The organism is Pedobacter sp. WC2501 (assembly GCF_052682415.1).
Genome location: NZ_JBQZFI010000001.1, coordinates 2397137 through 2416409, shown reverse-complemented (window position 1 = coordinate 2416409; position 19273 = coordinate 2397137). Strand labels below are relative to the sequence as shown.

At 38.9% G+C, this 19273-nt stretch carries 16 protein-coding genes; 6 read left to right on the top strand and 10 right to left on the bottom strand.

The window, feature by feature from the left end:
* Positions 1-141: 141 nt before the first annotated feature.
* Genes ACUN24_RS10305 through mraZ form a run of 4 tightly spaced genes read right to left on the bottom strand, consistent with a single transcriptional unit; the run spans position 142 to position 4015 of the window.
* A complete protein-coding gene (locus ACUN24_RS10305) occupies positions 142-2244 on the bottom strand; it encodes a penicillin-binding transpeptidase domain-containing protein (protein WP_445562420.1) in 2103 nt (700 codons plus the stop codon).
* Positions 2234-2656 (bottom strand): FtsL-like putative cell division protein, encoded by a 423-nt coding sequence (locus ACUN24_RS10300; protein ID WP_445562419.1) that lies wholly within the window; start codon positions 2654-2656, stop codon positions 2234-2236. The genes ACUN24_RS10305 and ACUN24_RS10300 overlap by 11 nt, the downstream gene beginning before the upstream one ends.
* On the bottom strand, positions 2653-3558 hold the full coding sequence (rsmH, locus tag ACUN24_RS10295; RefSeq protein WP_445562418.1) for a 16S rRNA (cytosine(1402)-N(4))-methyltransferase RsmH: 906 nt from the start codon (positions 3556-3558) through the stop codon (positions 2653-2655). Before rsmH ends, ACUN24_RS10300 begins: the two co-directional genes overlap by 4 nt.
* Entirely contained in the window at positions 3548-4015 is a 468-nt protein-coding gene (mraZ, locus tag ACUN24_RS10290; protein WP_445562417.1) for a division/cell wall cluster transcriptional repressor MraZ, read from the bottom strand. Before mraZ ends, rsmH begins: the two co-directional genes overlap by 11 nt.
* A 506-nt stretch (positions 4016-4521) precedes the next feature.
* Here mraZ and ACUN24_RS10285 point away from each other — a divergent pair.
* The gene (locus ACUN24_RS10285) at positions 4522-6093 is read left to right on the top strand and encodes a PepSY-associated TM helix domain-containing protein (RefSeq protein ID WP_445562416.1); all 1572 of its coding nucleotides are present in this window, start codon (positions 4522-4524) and stop codon (positions 6091-6093) included.
* 13 nt (positions 6094-6106) lie between these two features.
* On the opposite strand, the gene ACUN24_RS10280 is transcribed toward ACUN24_RS10285, so the two are convergent.
* Positions 6107-6382, bottom strand: coding sequence for a hypothetical protein (locus ACUN24_RS10280; RefSeq protein WP_445562415.1), 276 nt, complete (start codon positions 6380-6382; stop codon positions 6107-6109).
* 86 nt (positions 6383-6468) lie between these two features.
* Positions 6469-6606, bottom strand: coding sequence for a family 16 glycoside hydrolase (locus ACUN24_RS10275; protein WP_445562414.1), 138 nt, complete (start codon positions 6604-6606; stop codon positions 6469-6471).
* A gap of 422 nt (positions 6607-7028) precedes the next feature.
* Between ACUN24_RS10275 and ACUN24_RS10270 the strand changes: the two genes are divergently transcribed.
* Together ACUN24_RS10270 and ACUN24_RS10265 are read left to right on the top strand one after the other, a co-directional pair.
* Positions 7029-10187, top strand: a complete 3159-nt coding sequence (locus ACUN24_RS10270; RefSeq protein WP_445562413.1) for a SusC/RagA family TonB-linked outer membrane protein — start codon at positions 7029-7031, stop codon at positions 10185-10187.
* A 12-nt stretch (positions 10188-10199) separates the two neighbouring features.
* Complete coding sequence (locus ACUN24_RS10265; RefSeq protein ID WP_445562412.1) at positions 10200-11777, top strand: SusD/RagB family nutrient-binding outer membrane lipoprotein; 1578 nt, start codon at positions 10200-10202, stop codon at positions 11775-11777.
* A 74-nt stretch (positions 11778-11851) separates the two neighbouring features.
* Here the strand turns inward: ACUN24_RS10265 and ACUN24_RS10260 are convergent, their stop codons facing one another.
* Both ACUN24_RS10260 and ACUN24_RS10255 read right to left on the bottom strand, forming a co-directional pair.
* Positions 11852-13045 (bottom strand): phosphoglycerate kinase, encoded by a 1194-nt coding sequence (locus ACUN24_RS10260; RefSeq protein WP_445562411.1) that lies wholly within the window; start codon positions 13043-13045, stop codon positions 11852-11854.
* 2 nt (positions 13046-13047) lie between these two features.
* Positions 13048-13488, bottom strand: coding sequence for a GNAT family N-acetyltransferase (locus tag ACUN24_RS10255; RefSeq protein ID WP_445562410.1), 441 nt, complete (start codon positions 13486-13488; stop codon positions 13048-13050).
* A gap of 242 nt (positions 13489-13730) precedes the next feature.
* Between ACUN24_RS10255 and ACUN24_RS10250 the strand changes: the two genes are divergently transcribed.
* On the top strand, positions 13731-14132 hold the full coding sequence (locus ACUN24_RS10250) for a DoxX family protein (RefSeq protein WP_445562409.1): 402 nt from the start codon (positions 13731-13733) through the stop codon (positions 14130-14132).
* Here the strand turns inward: ACUN24_RS10250 and gap are convergent.
* The gene (gap, locus tag ACUN24_RS10245) at positions 14122-15117 is read right to left on the bottom strand and encodes a type I glyceraldehyde-3-phosphate dehydrogenase (protein ID WP_445562408.1); all 996 of its coding nucleotides are present in this window, start codon (positions 15115-15117) and stop codon (positions 14122-14124) included. The genes ACUN24_RS10250 and gap overlap by 11 nt on opposite strands.
* A 296-nt stretch (positions 15118-15413) precedes the next feature.
* On the opposite strand from gap, the gene pepE reads away from it, so the two are divergent.
* Positions 15414-16109 (top strand): dipeptidase PepE, encoded by a 696-nt coding sequence (gene pepE / locus ACUN24_RS10240; protein WP_445562407.1) that lies wholly within the window; start codon positions 15414-15416, stop codon positions 16107-16109.
* Positions 16110-16244: 135 nt separating this feature from the next.
* On the opposite strand, the gene ACUN24_RS10235 is transcribed toward pepE, so the two are convergent.
* Positions 16245-17516, bottom strand: a complete 1272-nt coding sequence (locus ACUN24_RS10235) for an MFS transporter (protein ID WP_445562406.1) — start codon at positions 17514-17516, stop codon at positions 16245-16247.
* 444 nt (positions 17517-17960) lie between these two features.
* Here ACUN24_RS10235 and ACUN24_RS10230 point away from each other — a divergent pair, with 444 nt between their 5' ends.
* The gene (locus ACUN24_RS10230; RefSeq protein ID WP_445562405.1) at positions 17961-18710 is read left to right on the top strand and encodes a hypothetical protein; all 750 of its coding nucleotides are present in this window, start codon (positions 17961-17963) and stop codon (positions 18708-18710) included.
* Positions 18711-19273: the final 563 nt, after the last annotated feature.

Below are 19273 nucleotides of genomic sequence, written 5' to 3'. Positions count from 1 at the left end.
TTGGCCTTTAAACATTCACTCATTCAAAATTCTCTCATTTTATTATATATTAATTATCGAATGATTTAATTTGAGAATGATAGAATGGGGCGATCGCCTACAACATTCATTCACTCAAAATTCACTCATTCAATCATTGTATTAATTCAACTCTATTTGTACACCCAATCCCTTACCCACTTTCGTTCCGGCAGCAATAGACTGGCTGATTACTTTTCCTGATCCAAAAACTTTTGTTTTTAAACCAGCGTTACCTAAAAGGTACAATGCATCTTTCAGTCCCATTCCTGACACGTTCGGCATTACACCTTTACGCTCGTTATTTTCCTGAAAAACTGTTCCAGCACTGGTATCAATAATATTATAATACTCAGATTTTGAAGCAAAAAGTGGCTTAAACCCGAATGCTTTATATACTTTTTGAGTTGCTTTACTCTGTCCGGCTTTTGTTGGTGGTGTTCCGGTATTACCAACCAGGCGAGTAGGTACATCATTGTACATCTGCATATCGCTGGCATAAATACGGTCGGCAATTTCCCTGAAAACCGGGCCTGAAACCGTAGCACCATAATAAGCACCTTTAGGATCGTTGATTACTACGATCAAAGAATACTTAGGTTTATCTGCCGGGAAATATCCCACAAAAGAAGCCTGATATTGCTTATTGGCTTTATATCCCTTATTCGCATCAGCTACCTGGGCGGTGCCCGTTTTACCCGCAATCGGATATAATGGATTATAAACAACCTGCTTCCCACTTCCCTCAGTTACTACCCCTTCAAGCATTTTCTTGATTTTGCTAAGAGTAACATCCGAACAGATTTTATCATTGATCACCCTTGCTTTAAACTGTTCAATCGGATTGCCCAGTCTTCTGATCTCTTTTACAAAAATTGGCGCCACCATTTTCCCATTATTTGCAACCGCATTATACATCGTAAGCATCTTTAACGGCGTCAACTGCATTTCATAACCATAAGCCATTTGCGGAAGGGTCATGTTTTTGTTCCAGCTTTTATTCGTTTTAGGATTTTTAACTACCGGCATTGCCTCGCCAGGAATCTGTAAATCCATTTTTTGGTTCAGATGCCAATCATATAAGTGATCGGTAAATTTTATCGGATCGTTACCATAATGCATGTTGATCAGCTTGGCAATTGCGGCATTAGAAGACGTTTCAAAGGCTTTTTTTGCGGTAACTGTTTCAATTTTCGGGTGTGAATCCGTAATTAGCTTTCCAGGGATCTGATAATACCCTGTCCCGATCATTGTATTGGTATCTATCAGCTTATCTTCCAAAAGCGCCATGTAAGAGGCGAGTTTAAAAGTTGAGCCCGGATCCTGGTTACCGGCAATAGCATAATTGAATTTTTCTTTATAAACACCTTCTTCTACTTTAGAAAAATTGGCTACCGCACGGATTTCGCCAGTGGCCACTTCCATCAATATCACGGTACCATGATCGGCCTGCGATTTAATCAGTTGTTTTTCTAAAGCACTTTGTGCCAGATCCTGCATGTTTACATCAATAGTAGAGATAATATCAGCACCATCTTTTGGCGCTACCTCAGCCTCTTCGTTCACTGGGATGTAAACACCGCCCGCGATACGCTGCATTAATCTTTTTCCCGTTTCGCCATTGATATATTCTTTATACGCGCCCTCTAAACCTACTCCATTAGCCACATTTTCGTTTTTATAACCGATTGTACGGGCAGCTAAAGCCTGAAAAGGAAGAATACGTTTATTTTGCTGTACAGCAATTAAACCACCACTGAACTTACCAATATTATAAAGCGGAAAAGTTCTGATGGTTTTAAGATCGGCATAACCTACTTTACGGTGGATCAACAAATAACGCGCACTATCCTGGCGACCCTTGCGCAGGTACCGGGCATATTCTTTCGCGGTTTTATCCTGAAAAATCTGCGATAATTTATATCCCAGCGAATCTACTTTTTCATCGAACACTTTACTATCAGCAATACCGCCGGCAAACATATCCATACGCAGTTCGTATTCCGGTATAGAAGTAGCCAGCAAACTCCCATCGTTAGAATAAATATTCCCACGGGTAGCTTCCACATTTACATACCGTGTAGAAAGACTATCCGCCATAGCTTTCCATTTTTTCCCTTGCACATACTGCACCTGACCGAGGCGTAAAAACACCGCGAAAGCAAAAAGCACAATTAAGCCAAATGCCAGATATACACGAAGCAAGATGTTTGCTCTAATATTCATCGCTTTTAACAATTATTTTTTTTGGTGGTTCAATCAGTTCTTTTATACCAAGGGTATCTACCTTTTTAGCAACCTCCGTCAATTTACTCTTGAACATCAGGTCGGCTTTAAGGGATTTATACTCCCATCTTAATTCTTTTACTTCTTTATTTAATTTATCAATACGGCGTACATTGTTTACCGCAAAATGGCTATTGGCGATATAAATCATCCCCAAAAGGGCCAGAAAACACAAATAAGGCAAAGCATCTGTTGCCGCCTCTTTACTTACTAATCCATCATTAAAAAGCTTGCTGATAAATGAATTGCTATCCATTTTTTCTTCAGCAGTTTTTGGCCTTTTGGGCACGGCTTTTAACTCTGGTTCAGGCCCAATCTCTTCCTCTTCTATCTCTTCCCTAAACCTGTTCATATCTTTTCTGCAATTCTAAGTTTCGCACTGCGGGCCCTATTGTTTTGCACAATCTCCTCATCAGTGGCAATTATCGCTTTGCGTGTAATTACATTAAATGGCTTTTGCTGATTTCCGAAGAAATCTTTTTCTACCTCTCCCTGAAATTTCCCTTTCGCCATAAAGTTTTTAACCGGCCTGTCTTCTAAAGAATGGTAGGACATCACTACTAAATGCCCACCTGGCTTCAGCACATCAGCGGCCTGCATCAAAAAATCTTCAAGCACCTGAATTTCTGCATTCACCTCTATACGCAGCGCCTGAAAAACTTGCGCTAAATACTTATTTTCTTTTCCCTTTGGGATATAACCGGCAATAGCTGATTTCAAACTGTCGATATCAGTAAAAGGCTGTTCTAAACGCGAAGTCACAATAGCACGCGCCAGAGATTTCGCATTTTTAACTTCCCCGTAAATTCCAAATATCTTATGCAGCTTATCTTCGGTATAGGTATTCAATATTTCAGCAGCCGTTAAATCGCGGTGCTGATCCATGCGCATATCCAGATCTGCATTATGACGGATGGAAAAACCACGTTGCGGCACATCAAACTGATGAGAGGAAACACCAAGATCAGCCAGGATGCCATCAACCTGCTTAAAACCTTTTAAACGAAGGTTATTTTTTAAGAACCCAAAATTCTGATCGATAAAAATAAAACGCTCGTCCTGAGGGATATTGGCCTGCGCATCAGGATCCTGATCAAAAGCAATTAACCTTCCTTTTGGACCGAGATGTTTCAAAATCTCTTTCGAATGACCACCACCACCAAAGGTTACATCAACATAAACTCCATCAGGCTTAATATTTAAGCCATCAATACACGGCTGCAACATTACAGGTACATGATAATTATTCGCCATCAACCCCTCCTTTCTTTCCACCCATTACCTGCTCAGCAAGGTTTGCAAAATTCTCTGGCACATCATCAAAAATATCTTCGTAAGATTTTTTGTCCCAAACCTCGATACGATCTAACTGACAAGCCAATACAAGATCACTTCCTATACCCGCATAATCAACCAGCGATTTTGGCAAAAGCACACGACCAGCCGCATCAAGCGAAAGCTCGGTTGCACCCCTTGTAAACGAACGAATAAATTCCCTGTTGTTTTTTTCGTAGATGTTCAGCTTGCTTAAATCGGTAACGATAGCATCCCAAACTTTCTTCGGATAGATCACCAGGTTTTTCTCAAAACCACGGTTAATGATCAACCCTTCTTTCTCAGATTCAGGCAATTGTTTCTTAAGCGCAGCAGGTACCATAAGGCGGCCCTTTGCGTCAAGTTTACAATCGAATTCTCCTAAAAGTTGGGTCATAGTGGTATCTACACTTTTTATCAAGTGTAAAAGTAAATAGTTCTACCACTTTTTACCACTTTTTACCACAAAAAAGTTTTCCACATCTTTTTTGTTACAATAATGGTCAGCTAATATAATTAGAATAAGCATACCCGCACAACTAAAAAGCCATTAATAACTGATAATAAGCAGGTTAAAAATACATCATTTAAAAGTGTCAGGTCCTCCCAATTTTCAGCATAAAACTTAAATAGCTTTAAAATTGAGTGGCTTAATACCTTATATTATGGTATAATATTCCTCAATTATTACGTTTCATAGATCACGGCTCACGCCAATAAAGAATGCCTGTCCTGGAAAATAAAGCAAACTAAAAATTGGGCAGTCGTTGGCCTGCCAATGTCTTCATCTCCATCTAAATGTCTTATTTAGACTTATTAAATATAATTTGCACAATACCAATTAAAACGATTTCTTTGTGGTATAAACCAAAATAACTTTTGCAAAGCTGAAAACGCTCAAAAATGAAATCAGAAAAGAATCCTAAAAAACTAAACTGGGCAAAACACCAAAAGAGGTGGTTTGGCAAATGGCATCTTTATATTGGGATTATTGCCGGGGCAATTGTTGCTTTTATAGGCATTACAGGAAGCATACTTGTTTTTCAGGACGAGATTGACCGGGCTTTGAATCCAGATCTGTTTGAGGTGATTGCGCAAAAGCAAAAAATGCCCGTGGAAGAGATTGTTCCACTCATAAAAAAGAATTATCCCAAGCTAAAAATCGATTACCTGATGCTAAATAACTTCAAAAATCCCAATGAAGCTTATAGTGTGTTGAATTTAAAAAGTAATGAGGAAACTTTTATTAATCCCTATACCGGAAAAATAGGTGGTAAAAGAATACATACCAGTTCTTTCATCCATGTGGTTACTGAACTGCACCGGACACTGCTGATTCCGGTTGCCGGACGATATATCTGCGGACTGGCTTCCCTCTGCCTTTTAATCCTGACGATCTCGGGTCTGCGTTTATGGATTCCAAAGAAATGGAAACAATTAAAATCGGTACTTACGGTAAGATTTAGCGGATCATTTAAACGCCAAAACTATGATTGGCACAATTCACTCGGTTTTTACTCCTCGCCTATTGTAGCAATATTGAGCCTTACCGGTTTCTCTATTACTTTTTCTACGCTTGTTATTCCGCTGTTATTTTTGCTTAGCGGAAAATCGCCTCAGGGTGTTGCCCAACTCCTGGGTGCTAAATCAGCATGGCATGCGGAAGCTACCTCATTGCCACTTACTGCTATTGTTCACGCAGCCGAGGAAAAAATGCCCAATGCTTACATTGGCGGCATTGCCTTCCCGGCAGATAAAATGGGTGCATATCGCCTCGACATGCTGAGTGGAAATCTTCCGAGGGTTGGAAAACGGGAAATGCTCATTGTTGACCAATATACAGGCAAAGTACTGCTAAACAGCCGAAAAGATTTCCCAAATGTTGGTAATGCTTATCTAAGCTGGTTAACACCTATCCATTATGGCAGTTTCGGCGGTCGACCAACACAGGTTATTGCTCTTATTGCCGGCTTAATGCCTTTGGCGCTTTTTATTACCGGATTTATCATCTGGTGGCCACGTTATCAAAAACAAAAAAGAGGTAAAAAGCATAAAAAAAATGAAGCAGCTTTAGATGAAACATCAGAAACTCCGGTAACTGAAAAAGAATTAAAACCAGCGAAAGTTAAAATGCCCCTTCCTAAATTGGGCAGCTATTTCCTAATCCAGTTTAAATCAGGATTAAAATATGCTATGATTATTCTGCTGATCAGTTTTATTATGGGGGCACTCTATGGCCTTCCTTCGGGAATCATTATCCAGCCAGCCATTTTCGTTGTGGCGTTTAGCTGCGTGATGGTGTGTTTAAATTTCATCTGCGCCTTGCTATCTGAAATATTCAATATCGTGTTTTTACTTCCATTTAAAAAAGGCAGCCATAAGGTAACACGATATTTTGCGTTATCAACGGCATTTCTGGTATGTTATTTAGCTGTTTACATGGTACTGCTTAATATGGGCTTAGAAGTTTTCTAGTTTAACCGTTGTCTTAGCTAGCCGTGGTGTCAGATGTTACCATCTGACACTTCCCATAGCGTTTAATTATCTCGCAGGAATAATCACTATTTCCTGAATTCGATCGGTGCATGATCACCCTGTAGGCATTCAAGTATGGTTCGCCCTCATTGCTGCCCAATGCTCCTCTGGTAATTCCCGGAATTCCCTGATTACTGATGATGGTTTTACCATCGGCTACTACGGTTACCAAACGGCCAACAAGGGTAATGTCATAAGTCTGCCATTCATCCGGACCTAAAGTTACCATTTCATTAGGTGCCAAAAGTCCATAAATACCACCAAAAGTATGCTGTTAGGATGCGCATCTTTTTTGCTGTCTTCAATCTGCACCTCTTAACGGAATCTTAAATATGTCCCGCTATTACCTCCTTTTGCATATTTAAATTCAACATGAAGTTTGAAATCATTAAACTTCTCTTCGGTGATTAGGTTTAATCCGGGTTTGGGACTGGTAAGGATGCCGTTTTTCACGATCCATTGATTTTGTCCACTGGCTTTCCAGCCAGACGAGCAATTTAGCAAGTCATAAACGAGCGTCCTCAGTTCATACCCATTATTTTTTCCACGGTAAATGTCAATAGAAATAATAAAATTTAATTTTTGCTTATTTCATTGTATCAATATTTTTACTAAATTAGCCTTACCAAAATTAAATATCGTTTAACCATTAAAAAACAAACAACTATCAACTTTAACCTTTAATTACTTATAATTAAAGACTCAAACTTTATTGCCTATCCCGCAGGCATTATGATCCTTTTTTTTAATAGGATACGTAAAACGTTTTATGTCTTTTTTTAAGAGTACAAAGGGTATCGATTAGAGAGATTGCCTGGGTATCGAAATTTGATTGAGGATATTATAACTAAACTAAACCAACAAAATGTATGAAAATGAGGAAAATTTATTCCGCAATCAGCGCCTTAGAAATTAAATTTTCTGGCACATCCAGAAGCCTGCGGAACCTTGCACTCCTGACTGTTGCAGGGCTTGGCTTACAAACCACTGCCAAGGGCGCAGACATGAAAAGAAACAAAAGCGCCAATCCAACTTCATTTGTAACGGTTAACAACTCAAAGCGTGTGAATGAGCGGCTAGCCAAAACGATAAGTGGGCTGGTAGTTGATGATACCGGGCTTCCGCTTCCCGGAGCAACGGTTTCTGCTAAAGGAACAAGCGCTAAAACAGTTACCGGAAGTGATGGAAAGTTTGTTTTAAACGTTCCTGATAATACCACAATACTAGTCGTGTCTTATATCGGCATGGAATCTCAGGAAGTAAACATCAGCAACCAGACCAATGTAACCGTAAAATTGAAATCTTCCGGTAATGCAAATCTATCAGAGGTGGTAGTTACCGCTTTGGGTGTAAAACGCGAGAAAAGAGCACTTACCTTTGCTGCTCAGCAACTTGCAGGCCCTGAATTAACCAAGGCAGGCAGCCCGAATTTCATGGAGGCTTTAAGCGGCAAGGTTGCCGGTGTAGATGTCGGCATCAGTAACTCCGGCGTTGGCGGTTCAACAAAAACAGTATTAAGGGGTTCAAAATCGATAGCAGGAAATAGTGAAGCCCTTTTTGTTATAGATGGAGTTCCTGTTGTTAACAACAAAGGTGGGCAACCGGGCTCTTATGGCGGAACCGATGGAGGCGATGGTCTTTCTGCCTTAAACCAGGATGATTTTGAATCGGTTACCATCTTAAGGGGGGCAAACGGATCAATTTTATATGGTAGCCAGGGGGCAAATGGCGTAATTTTAATCAACACTAAAAAAGGTCAAAACGGCAAAATCGCAATTGCTTTAAATTCTATAACCAATTTCAGCAGTGCTGCTACATTACCAGAATTTCAGTTCAGTTATGGAGCTGATGGCGGAAATGATAGGAGTTGGTCTAAAACCAAAGGAAATTACCAGAGTAATTATATCGATGATTTTTTTCAGACCGGCGTGAATACGATTAATTCGGTATCTGTATCTGGAGGGAATGAAAGAACAACCACTTATTTTTCATACGGTAACAATTATGCAACAGGTATTGTACCAACCAGTACTTACAACAAGCATAATGTTACGTTAAGTCAGGAAACAAAATTATTTGATGACAAACTTACTTTAAGCGGTAATGTGAGATTTTCTTACGAAAAGTCGAAAAACCGCCCTGGTGCGGGTTATTACAATAACCCAATAACCGGGTTATATCTATTTGCACGGGAAAGAAATTTTGATGATTACAAAAACAATTATCAAATTTTTGATGCTACCCGAAATCTGTTTAAACAAAACTGGTACTCCAGCGAGGAAAAACAAAACAACCCTTATTGGGAGTTGTATAACGACCCAAAACTTTCTACCAGCAACAGGGTAATTGCTACAGCAAAAGCATCGTATGCATTTTTACCACATTTTAAATTTGATGTACGTGGTAACATTGATTATAACGACAGACTATTAGATTATCGATATGCTGCAGGTGGAAACTCGGTAAGCGTAAGTTCTAATGGCACCTGGAATTACACTAAATATAATGACAAAGCCTTATATGGCGATGCCATTTTAAGCTATGATAATACTTTTGGTAAATTAAGCTTGAACAGTGTACTAGGCGCAAGCATCCAGGATTATACCTTTAACGATGGGATGACTTTTGGAAACGGTACAGTGCCGCTTCAGTACCCAAACTTTTTCAGTTTTGCAAACCTGCCATATAATCTGGTTATTAACCAAACTTACAGCAGAGTTCAGAAACAAGGCTTATTCGCCAATGCTTCACTGGGCTTTAAAGATATGATCTATGTTGATTTGGCTGGCCGAAACGACTATGCCTCTACCCTAGCTACTACCGGAAATGACTCCTATTTTTACTATTCAGCTGGTTTATCGGCAATCATTAGTCAAATGGTAACCATGCCTAAAGAAATCAATTTCTTAAAGCTAAGGGCATCTACATCGCAGGTAGGTAACGAGGTACCCTATAACATTGTAAACCCTGGTAACACCATAGGTGGTGCAGGTGGTCCGGATGGCATAGGTGGGATTAATAGAAATACACAAACCCCATTTGCAACATTGGTGCCCGAAAAGATAATCAGTAATGAGATTGGTTTAGAAGGTCGTTTTCTAAATGATAGGTTAAGTTTTGATTTTACTTACTATAAAAATACAAGTACGAATCAATTTTTATCTTTAACAGCGCCTTCTGGTTCTGGTTATACTTTTTATTATGTAAATGCGGGTAAGGTAACGAACCAGGGTTTTGAGTTAACATTTGGTGGAGATCCTGTAAAAAATGATGACTTTAAATGGAACTCAACACTTAATTTATCACGCAACAGAAATAAGATTGTAGAGCTTATCGCCGAAAACCCGGAATACCAGGTAGGTAGTAACGATGAAGGATTTAATTCAATCATTAAATCCGGAGGTTCTTTTAACGATTTGTATATTTTTAAGCTTGCCCGAAATGCAGCTGGCCAAATCATATTGGATGCCGATGGAAAGCCAACCAGAACAGCAACACAAGAATATGTTGGAAATTTAAATCCTGATTTGATAACGGGTTGGAATAACACCTTTACATACAAAAACCTAAGTTTAAGTGCATTGGTATCTGCTAAGTTTGGTGGTGTTGCCTTTTCTAAAACCGAAGCTTTCTTAGACGCATACGGTGTAAGTAAAAGAACAGGCGACATTCGCGATGCTGGTACAACCATGCCTATTAATGCCATTAAAGGTAATACACCAGTTACATCAATCGATCCGGTAGATTACTACAACGTGATAGGTGACCGAAATGGAATTATGGAACCCTATGTGTTCTCACGTACTAATGTTCGTTTAGCACAAATATCATTAGCCTACAATATACCAATAAAAGGTTCGGCTATTAAATCTGCATCTGTTTCGTTAATTGGCCGTAACTTGTTCTTCTTCTACAAAAAAGCTCCATTTGATCCTGAGCAAGCAATGAGTACGAACAATAGTAATCAGGCAAATGACGTGTTTGCAGTTCCTGCTACACGTTCTTACGGTTTTAATCTTAAGTTGAACTTTTAATATATTAAAGTAATGAAAAAATTATGTTTAATGGTGCTTGCCTTGATTTTATTCAACTCCTGCACCAAAAATTTCGAAGAGATCAATACAAATCCCAATCAGATCACAGATAAGTTATTAGAGCAGGATTTCAATTTAGTGGGTTCTTCTTTTTCAGTAATGTTATTTAACCTGATGGGGCATCAAATTGAAGAAGATTTATGCTATGATAACTGGATGGGTTATATGGGTACACCTACCCCTTTTGTTGGCAATGTAAATAATACAACCTATTACCTGCGCTGGATTGATGCCTATTGGAACCGGATATATGGTAGCGTAATGTCTCCATCAAAACAGGTTATTGAGCTTGCTGTTGAAAAAAAATTACCCTTATTTGGCGATTGGGCTAAACTGGTTAGGATATTAGCGATATCTAAACTAACAGCTATACATGGCCCGGTAATTTACGCTAACTATGGAACTTCAGGTTTGGGTGCAATTAAATACGATAAAGAGTCTGATTTATATAATAATATGTTTACGCAGTTAGATCAGATTGAAACCAACTTGAAAGCAAACACCACTTATACTGGCTTTATCAAATTTGACCCTAGTTATAAAGGCGACATCACTTTATGGTTAAAATTGCTTAATTCAGTACGTTTGCGATTGGCCATGCGTTTGGTTAAGGTTAGTCCTACAATTGCCAAAACACAGGGTGAGAAAGCTTTAGCCGATGCAGCTGGATTGATTAGCGCCAATGCCGAAAATTTTCTTTTGCCTTTAAATGGCAATGTTATGCCGGTTTCTATGATTAGTTTTGATTGGAACGATACGCGCATGGGTGCAACAATGGAATCATTTATGGTTGGTTTAAAAGATGGCCGCGTGGCTAAATATTTTAATGAAGTGAGCGATGCATCATTGGTTACTGATCACCCTTCATATAAGTATAAAGGTATCCGCAGCGGAGCATTTATAAATGCCAAAGATGATAGAGTTCCATATTCTACCGTGAGTACGGATTTCAAATCAGTACAAAAACGGAGAGGCTTCACCGCATCGGAAATTGCCTTTTTAAAAGCCGAAGCAGCATTAAGGGGTTGGGCAGGTGCTGGCGATGCCAAAACCAACTATGAAAATGGAGTACGCCTCTCCTTTGCCGATTGGGGAGCAGCAGGTGTAGATGCCTACCTGATTGATGCTACAAGCAAACCAATAAACTATATCGACCCAAAAGATAGCAGAAATAATTTCACCGCCCTTTCTACCATTACTGTAGCCTGGAATGAAGGCGATTCGAATGAATTGAAACTGGAAAAAATTATTACACAAAAATACCTGGCCACTTTTACCAATACATTAGAGGCCTGGGTAGATTTCAGGAGGACAGGTTATCCTAAAATTCCACATGTTGCAAAAAATGACAGTAACCCAGATTGGGGAATTATAACAGCTGATCAATGGATAAAGCGACTGGTATTTGTACCTGCAGAAAGAACCGGAAATGCTTCAGCTGTTGCAGAGGCTTCGACATTTTTAAGCTCGGGTAAAGATGATATCGCATCACGCTTATGGTGGGATACCGGTACTACCAGTAATTTCTAAACTTTGTAATAATTAACAAAAAAGGCCTTGCAGAATTAATCCTGCAAGGCCTTTTCAATATAAAAATTTATTGTTTATCCATTAATAGCTTTTACACCTGGCAGTTCTTTACCTTCCATATATTCTAGTAAAGCACCACCACCGGTAGAAACATAACTTACTTCATCTTCCATTCCGAATTTGGCAATCGCTGCAGCCGAATCGCCACCACCGATTAATGAGAAAGCACCATTATCTTTAGTAGCCGCCACAACTGCTTCTGCTACAGCTTTAGTACCTACCTGAAAGCTTTCCATTTCGAAAACGCCCATCGGACCATTCCATAATAAAGTTTTAGAGTTTTTGATTACTTCCTGGAATAACTCAACTGATTTCGGACCGATATCCAGTCCCATCCAGTCTGCAGGAATCTGACCAGAGTCTACATCTTTTTTATCGGCATCATTTGCAAATTTATCTGCAATTACCGTATCCACAGGTAAAATCAGGTTTACTCCTTTTGCTTTCGCTTTTTCTATCAGTTCTAAAGAAAGTGCTTGTTTATCAGCTTCCAATAACGAGGTACCGATTTCTCCACCTTGTGCTTTAGCAAAAGTATAAGCCATACCGCCACCAATAATCAGGTTATCTACCTTATCTAATAATTTCTCAATCAAAAGAATTTTATCAGATACTTTAGCGCCGCCCATAATTGCTGTGAAAGGTCTTTCTGCATGGTTCAGAATTTTCTCTGCATTTTCTACTTCCGATGCCATTAAATAACCGAAGTATTTTGCATCCGGAAAAAACTGGGCAATAATTGAAGTTGAGGCATGTGCACGGTGAGCAGTACCAAAGGCATCGTTTACATAAACATCGCCTAATTTTGATAATTTCTCTGCAAACGCTACATCACCTTTTTCTTCTTCTTTGTAAAAACGAAGGTTCTCTAATAATAACACTTCACCTGATTTTAAATCAGCGGCCTGTTTTACTGCACCTTCGCCAATACAATCGTCAGCAAACTTAACTTCTACACCAATAAGAGCAGATAAATCAGATAAAATGTATTTTAAAGAATATTTATCTGTAGGGCCATCTTTTGGACGACCTAAGTGCGACATTAAAATAACAGCACCGCCATCTTTTAAAATTTTGCTGATGGTTGGTAATGCAGCCCTGATTCTTTTATCGTCGGTAATTTTAAATTCATCATCCAAAGGCACGTTAAAATCTACCCTGATTAATGCTTTTTTATCTTTAAAGTCAAACTGGTCAATGGTGTTCATGTTTAATTATTTTGATTTAAGTTTAATTTCATTTCGTAATGGAAACCGATGCCTGGAATATCAAATTCTGGCGACTCAGTAGTGAAACCGATTTTTTTGTAAAAAGCTGCTGCTGTTGAGCGGGCATTACACCATAAATAATCGGTTTTATATTCTTTTAAGTATTCGATGGCAAAAGTAACCAATGCGGCGCCATATCCATTTCCAACGACATCGGGATGGGTAGCCATTCCCCTAAGCTGATAGCCCTCCCCTTCTTCGGGGAAAAAATCGTTACGCATAAATGTGGCAATAGATTTTATTTCACCGTCTTTTAAAAAACCCAGGTGAAAGGTATCGTAAGCCAGGTCGCCTTCAAAAACGCATGCTTCGAATGGCTTGCCATTGCGTAAAACCAGGCTTCTTAAAGGTAGAACTTCTTCCGGAAGAATAAATTTGACCATATTTTTATCATCAGCTTATATCTAAAGACATTGCTATAGGATGCATTGCAAACGTTTGCAAAGTTAATAAAGCAATTGAAAACCGATAATAATAATGGCTATAAAGTGCTAACATTTTGGATATAGAACCGAACTGATCAAACAGTTATCATTTATAACAAGGGAAAAATTTACATATTATCAAACAGACCTTCCATTTACTTGTTGCTAATTTGTAGCATAGTGAATTTAAAATAGATAAAGTGAAAGAAGAAAACATCAAAACAGCAGCTAGAATATTACTTGGTGCAGGTTTAATTACTGCCGGAATCGGTCATTTGACTTTTGCGCGCAAACCTTTCCAGGCGCAAGTACCAGATTGGGCGCCTTTGAAAAAAGACGATACCGTTGTTTATTCTGGTTTTGTTGAAATTGCATTGGGTACCGCATTAGTGCTTGCTCCGAAAAAACACGAAGCTTTAATTGGCAAAATTGCCGCAGGATTATTTGTTGGCGTATTTCCCGGAAATATTTCACAGTACACCCATAAACGCAACGCCTTTGGACTTAATACGGATAGTAAACGTTTTTTACGTCTGTTTTTTCAACCAGTATTGGTTTATTGGGCATTAAAATCTACGCAAAAATCTAAAATCAGCCTTTAGAAAGCTTATCAATTTTTTTAACCACATCAATTAAGCGGCTACTGTAGCCATATTCGTTATCATACCAACCTACTACTTTAACCAGATCGCCAACAATTGAAGTTAATAATGAATCGAATATGCACGAATGTGGATTATCAATAATATCGATAGATACAATCGGATCTTCAGTGTACTCAATAAGGCCCTTCAATTCATTTTCTGCAGCGTATTTGAAAGCAGAATTAATTTCTTCGATGGTTGTTTTCTTTTTTAACAGACAGGTAAAATCGGTTAAAGATCCGTTTAAAACCGGAACCCTGATTCCTGCACCACCCAAGCGGCCATCCAATTCGGGAAAAATATGCGTAATGGCTTTAGCTGCACCAGTTGAAGTTGGGATGATGGATGATGAAGCTGCCCTTGCCCTACGCAGATCTTTGTGGTTGGCATCATGCAGATTCTGATCGCCCGTCATGGAATGGATAGTAGTAATATAACCTTCTTCAACGCCCCAGTTATCATTCAAGATCTTAATCATGGGAGCAATATTATTGGTTGTACAACTCGCATTTGATAGCACAGCACTCGTTAAATCAATTTTATCGTCGTTTACTCCCAATACTACCATAGGGATATCGTCTGCTGCCGGAGCAGAAATTAATACCTGTTTTGCGCCTGAGGCAATATGTTTTTCAGCTGATGATTTTGTGAGGTTTCTGCCAGTACAATCAATAACCAGATCAACGCGCAATGCAGACCAGGGTAGCTCATCAGCTGCTGCAATGGCAAAAACCGGAATGGAAAGCGCATCAATCACAAGTGCATCCGGCTTTGCCGAAACGTTCCCTGCGAAAACCCCATGAACACTGTCATACTTGAACAAATGTGCCATTGTTTTAGCATCTGCTAGATCGTTAATGGCCACCACATCGAAGCCTTCAGCCAGTGCCAAGCGTAAAAATGTTCTTCCTATTCTACCAAAACCATTTATTGCCAGCCTCATGATTATAAAAATTAGAGCGCAAAATTAGTGTTTATTTGCCATAATAGAACATAATAGAATTAAGGATAAAGGAAGATGGAGATTCGATGATGAAAGTATAATTTAACACTTTAAATACAGGTTCTGTAATCGTTTGCAGGTAGTTTTTTAATTAAACAAAATTTAACTTTTCTTTTTATGCAATTTCAAAATAAGTGACGCATTAAATACGACACAAAGACCAATTGGTGGTTATTGGATCAAGGGGCAGTTATTTTAATGGAAAAACATTATAATTGCCTCCAAAAAACAAAAAAATGAATGTCATTCTCGCTTCTACTTCTACACTTTTCGGAGGCAATTACCTCGAATACCTAAAAGATGAAATTATTAAGCTGTTTGCCGGAATAGATGAAATTGTATTTATTCCTTTTGCAAGACCCGGAGGCATTTCGCATGAAGAGTATACAAGCAAAGTCCGCGAATTTTTCTCCCAGCTAAATATCAGCATTAAAGGCCTGCATGAATTTAACGACCCCATTCGCGCCATCAGTGCTGCCAAAGGATTTTTTACTGGTGGAGGAAATACCTTCCTTCTGGTAAAAACACTCCATGAGCTTGGGTTGATGAAGCATCTTAGCGAAAATATCAAACTGGGCAAACCTTATTTGGGTTGTAGTGCCGGAAGCAATATTGGTGGCTTGAATATGAAAACCACCAATGATATGCCTATTGTGTACCCTAGCTCTTTTGAATGTATGGGTTTGGTTCCTTTTAACCTTAATCCTCATTATCTTGACCCAAATCCGGAGTTAAAACATAACGGAGAAACAAGGGAAACGAGGATTATGGAATTTCTAACACAGAACGATATCAAAGTAATAGGCTTACGTGAAGGCAATTGGATCAGGATATCAGGTAATAAAATCACTACAGAGGGCAGTGAAAACACTAGAATTTTTGCAGCAGGCAAAGCCCCATACGATTGTCCATCGGGCAGTTCCTTGTTATAATTAATTTATTCAAGAACGCAGCGGTAGAAAATAAAACTCAAATAGCTACAAGTTATGATAAATTTAGCATCATAAACTTGTAGCTATTGTTCTTCTCATATAAGATGGATAATCTATAAGGTCATCATCTATTAATTATGATGCTACAACACTCGTCTTTTTTCGTGAACGCAGGTAGATCACCAATCCGCCAAAAGCGACAATTAATATGATTGGAATGATCAATGTAGCACGCAGAATTTCAGGACCGGCCAGATTTTTGGCATTGGCAAGCGCCTGCGCAAATGCTGAATTTTCGGGAGCTTTTAAATATGCATCAAACGGGGCACCAGCGGGTAGATGTTTAACGATCAGGTTATCGTAAAAACTCCCCATAAACATGGTATAAATAGAAACAGCAAACATACCTGCACCTCCCATCAGGTTTAAGCCAAGCGCACCTGATTTAGGAACATTTTCAGCGACGAAACCAATCATAGTTGGCCAGAAATAACAAACGCCGATACCGAAAACAATCGCAGCGAAGAAAACTGAATTTCCTGTAAAAGTGCTGAGCATGTAAAGTCCCGCGGCAGCAAATATTGCAGATAAGAGCAGTACGCCCTGAGGAGCAAGACGGTGCACTACCGGTTCGGCAAAACCCCGGCCAATTACCATGATCCCGGTTGTTAGGGTAAGCAATAAAATGGCATTATCTGTCACGTTTTTCAACAGTAAGCCTATCCATTGACCTGTAAACAACTCGGTAATGGCGGTACCGAACATGCAGATGAACATAAAAATAAACAATGGAGAAAGTACTGCTTTGTACATATCTGAACTGGAATAACCGGATGATACCCTTTCGGTAACGGGGAAATCTAGCTTTGAAAACAGGTATCCATAAATTAAAGTAGGAATAATCATCATGGCCACCTGCACCTTCCAGCCCAGTCCAAGGTGCACAAACAGGGTAACCAGCAGTGTACCGATTACAATACCTCCGGGAAACCATAAGTGAAAATGATTTAATTTGGTTGTTTTATTCTCCGGGTATAAAGTAGCAACCAATGGATTACAAGCGGCCTCTACAGTACCGTTAGCAATGCCGATTAGCAGGGTAGATAAAAACAGACTCCAATAGCCCTGCGCAAAAACGGTAAGGATAATGCCGGCAAGGTGAAAGATAAAGGCCATGACCAGCAAACGTTTCATACCGATCATATCCACTACAAATCCTCCAACTACAATGGCCAGTGGAAAGCCCCAAAAGGCAGCAGCCGTAATGGTGCCTAACTGTGAGGTACTTAATTGAAAATCGATCCCAAGCTGGTTCATTATGCCTGCACGGATGCCGAAGGAAAGCGAGGTGACTAATAATGCAAGACAGCTTGCCCAGAATAGTTTTGTGGTTTGAATGTTAAGCATGTGCTCAGATTTAGGTTATAATTGGTTTAATTTCGCAATAAGAAAAAGATTTTTTAACAAGGAAGGCCGTTTGTTCCTGAATAGAAATCCAGATAGGTAGTTTATTAGATTTTTGGCTACAATCTTAAGGCAGGAAATACGCTGGCATTTAAGCCAGCCTTTTAATTTAATGAGTAGGCGCTCCTCCATTTTTCTGGAATATTTGGTTTTATACACGCGACAAGCGCAGTGTTATAATTAAATTAAGATCATTAATCGCCATAATAATAAACAATTGAATCGATTAATGCAATGGATGATGATAAACTTTGTTCTATTGCTAGTGTGATCTGATCGAATAACCGATTGATTAATACGGATTGTATTATGGAAACGATAAATTTGATTTTCTCCGTTTCATTCTATAAATTGAGGCGGAATCTTATCCAAACTCCATTAACCATTATGAAAAGATATCTTTTTATTATCCTTTTAGCAATCTCTTTTTCCGTAAATGCACAGTCTAATACTGTAAATTACAAATACATCATTGTGCCCGAGAAATTCAATTTTCTCAAGCAGGTTAACCAATATGGCTTAAATAGTCTGACTAAGGCTTTTTTTGAGGAAAAAGGCTTTACTGTGTATTTCGACAATGCCGAAATACCGGAAGAAATTGCAACCGATAGATGCAAGGCCCTGGTAGTAGAACTGCAGGAAAAAAACAGCATGTTTGTTACCAATCTTACTCTTTTACTTAAAGATTGTAAGGGCGCTGTAGTGATCAAGAGCAAGGAAGGAAAAAGCAGGGAAAAAGAATATGAAACTTCTTATAATTCGGCCTTGAAAGATGCATTTACATCTTTTAACGATTTAAAGTATGTGGCGGGTAGCCTCCCTGTGGCGACCAGTGTAGCCCAAGCCAATTCAAACACAGAGACCAAAACTGCACCTGTACCTGTTGAACAGCCTATGACTGCCAAAACTGACCAACAAGGAGCAATGTTATATGCACAACCCATAAGCAATGGCTACCAACTGATAGATGCAACACCTAAAATTGTAATGACCTTACTAAAAACCTCAGTTGAGGATTGTTATATTTCGAACAATGGGAATACAAACGGCATAATTTTAAAAAAGAATGGAAGTTGGTTTTTTGAGTACTATAAAAACAATGCGCTCATTTCTGAAAAACTATCGATTAAATTTTAGTTATAGGAGACTGCATCTTATTTGTAATTCAATCGAATATGTCACGTTGAGCTCAGCCTGTACTGAGCTTGACGAATGTATCGAAACACCTTGTAACACCTTAATCAGGCCCTTCGACAAACTGTCGTTGACAAATTCCAAATATAAGGGTGTTCATTACTAGGAGGAACGACGAAGCAATCTTTCATACCAGTGATTCTACTGTAAAGATTGTTTCGTCGGCTAAAAAGCCTTCTTATAATGACAATTCCACGCATCCTACAGTTCATTAAAATCACCTGTCATTCATATTGATTTTATACCATAAATTATCCCTCAAGAGGACAATCCTATATCTATTTAGTAATTGTTGATTTCTGGAATTTTAAGTTCGCACCTGCCCTTAAAATCAAGAAATTGTAGAATTCATTCAGAAAACGAACGCTTTTTCGCCTGATTTTTAAACCTGTTCGTCGATTGTTTACCTGTGTTGGTATAATATCCTGATTGCTGCTGCAACGTTTCTGTAATACCTGCGTCTTATCATTAAAACAGAAACAAAATATTATAAAAATATAAACAAC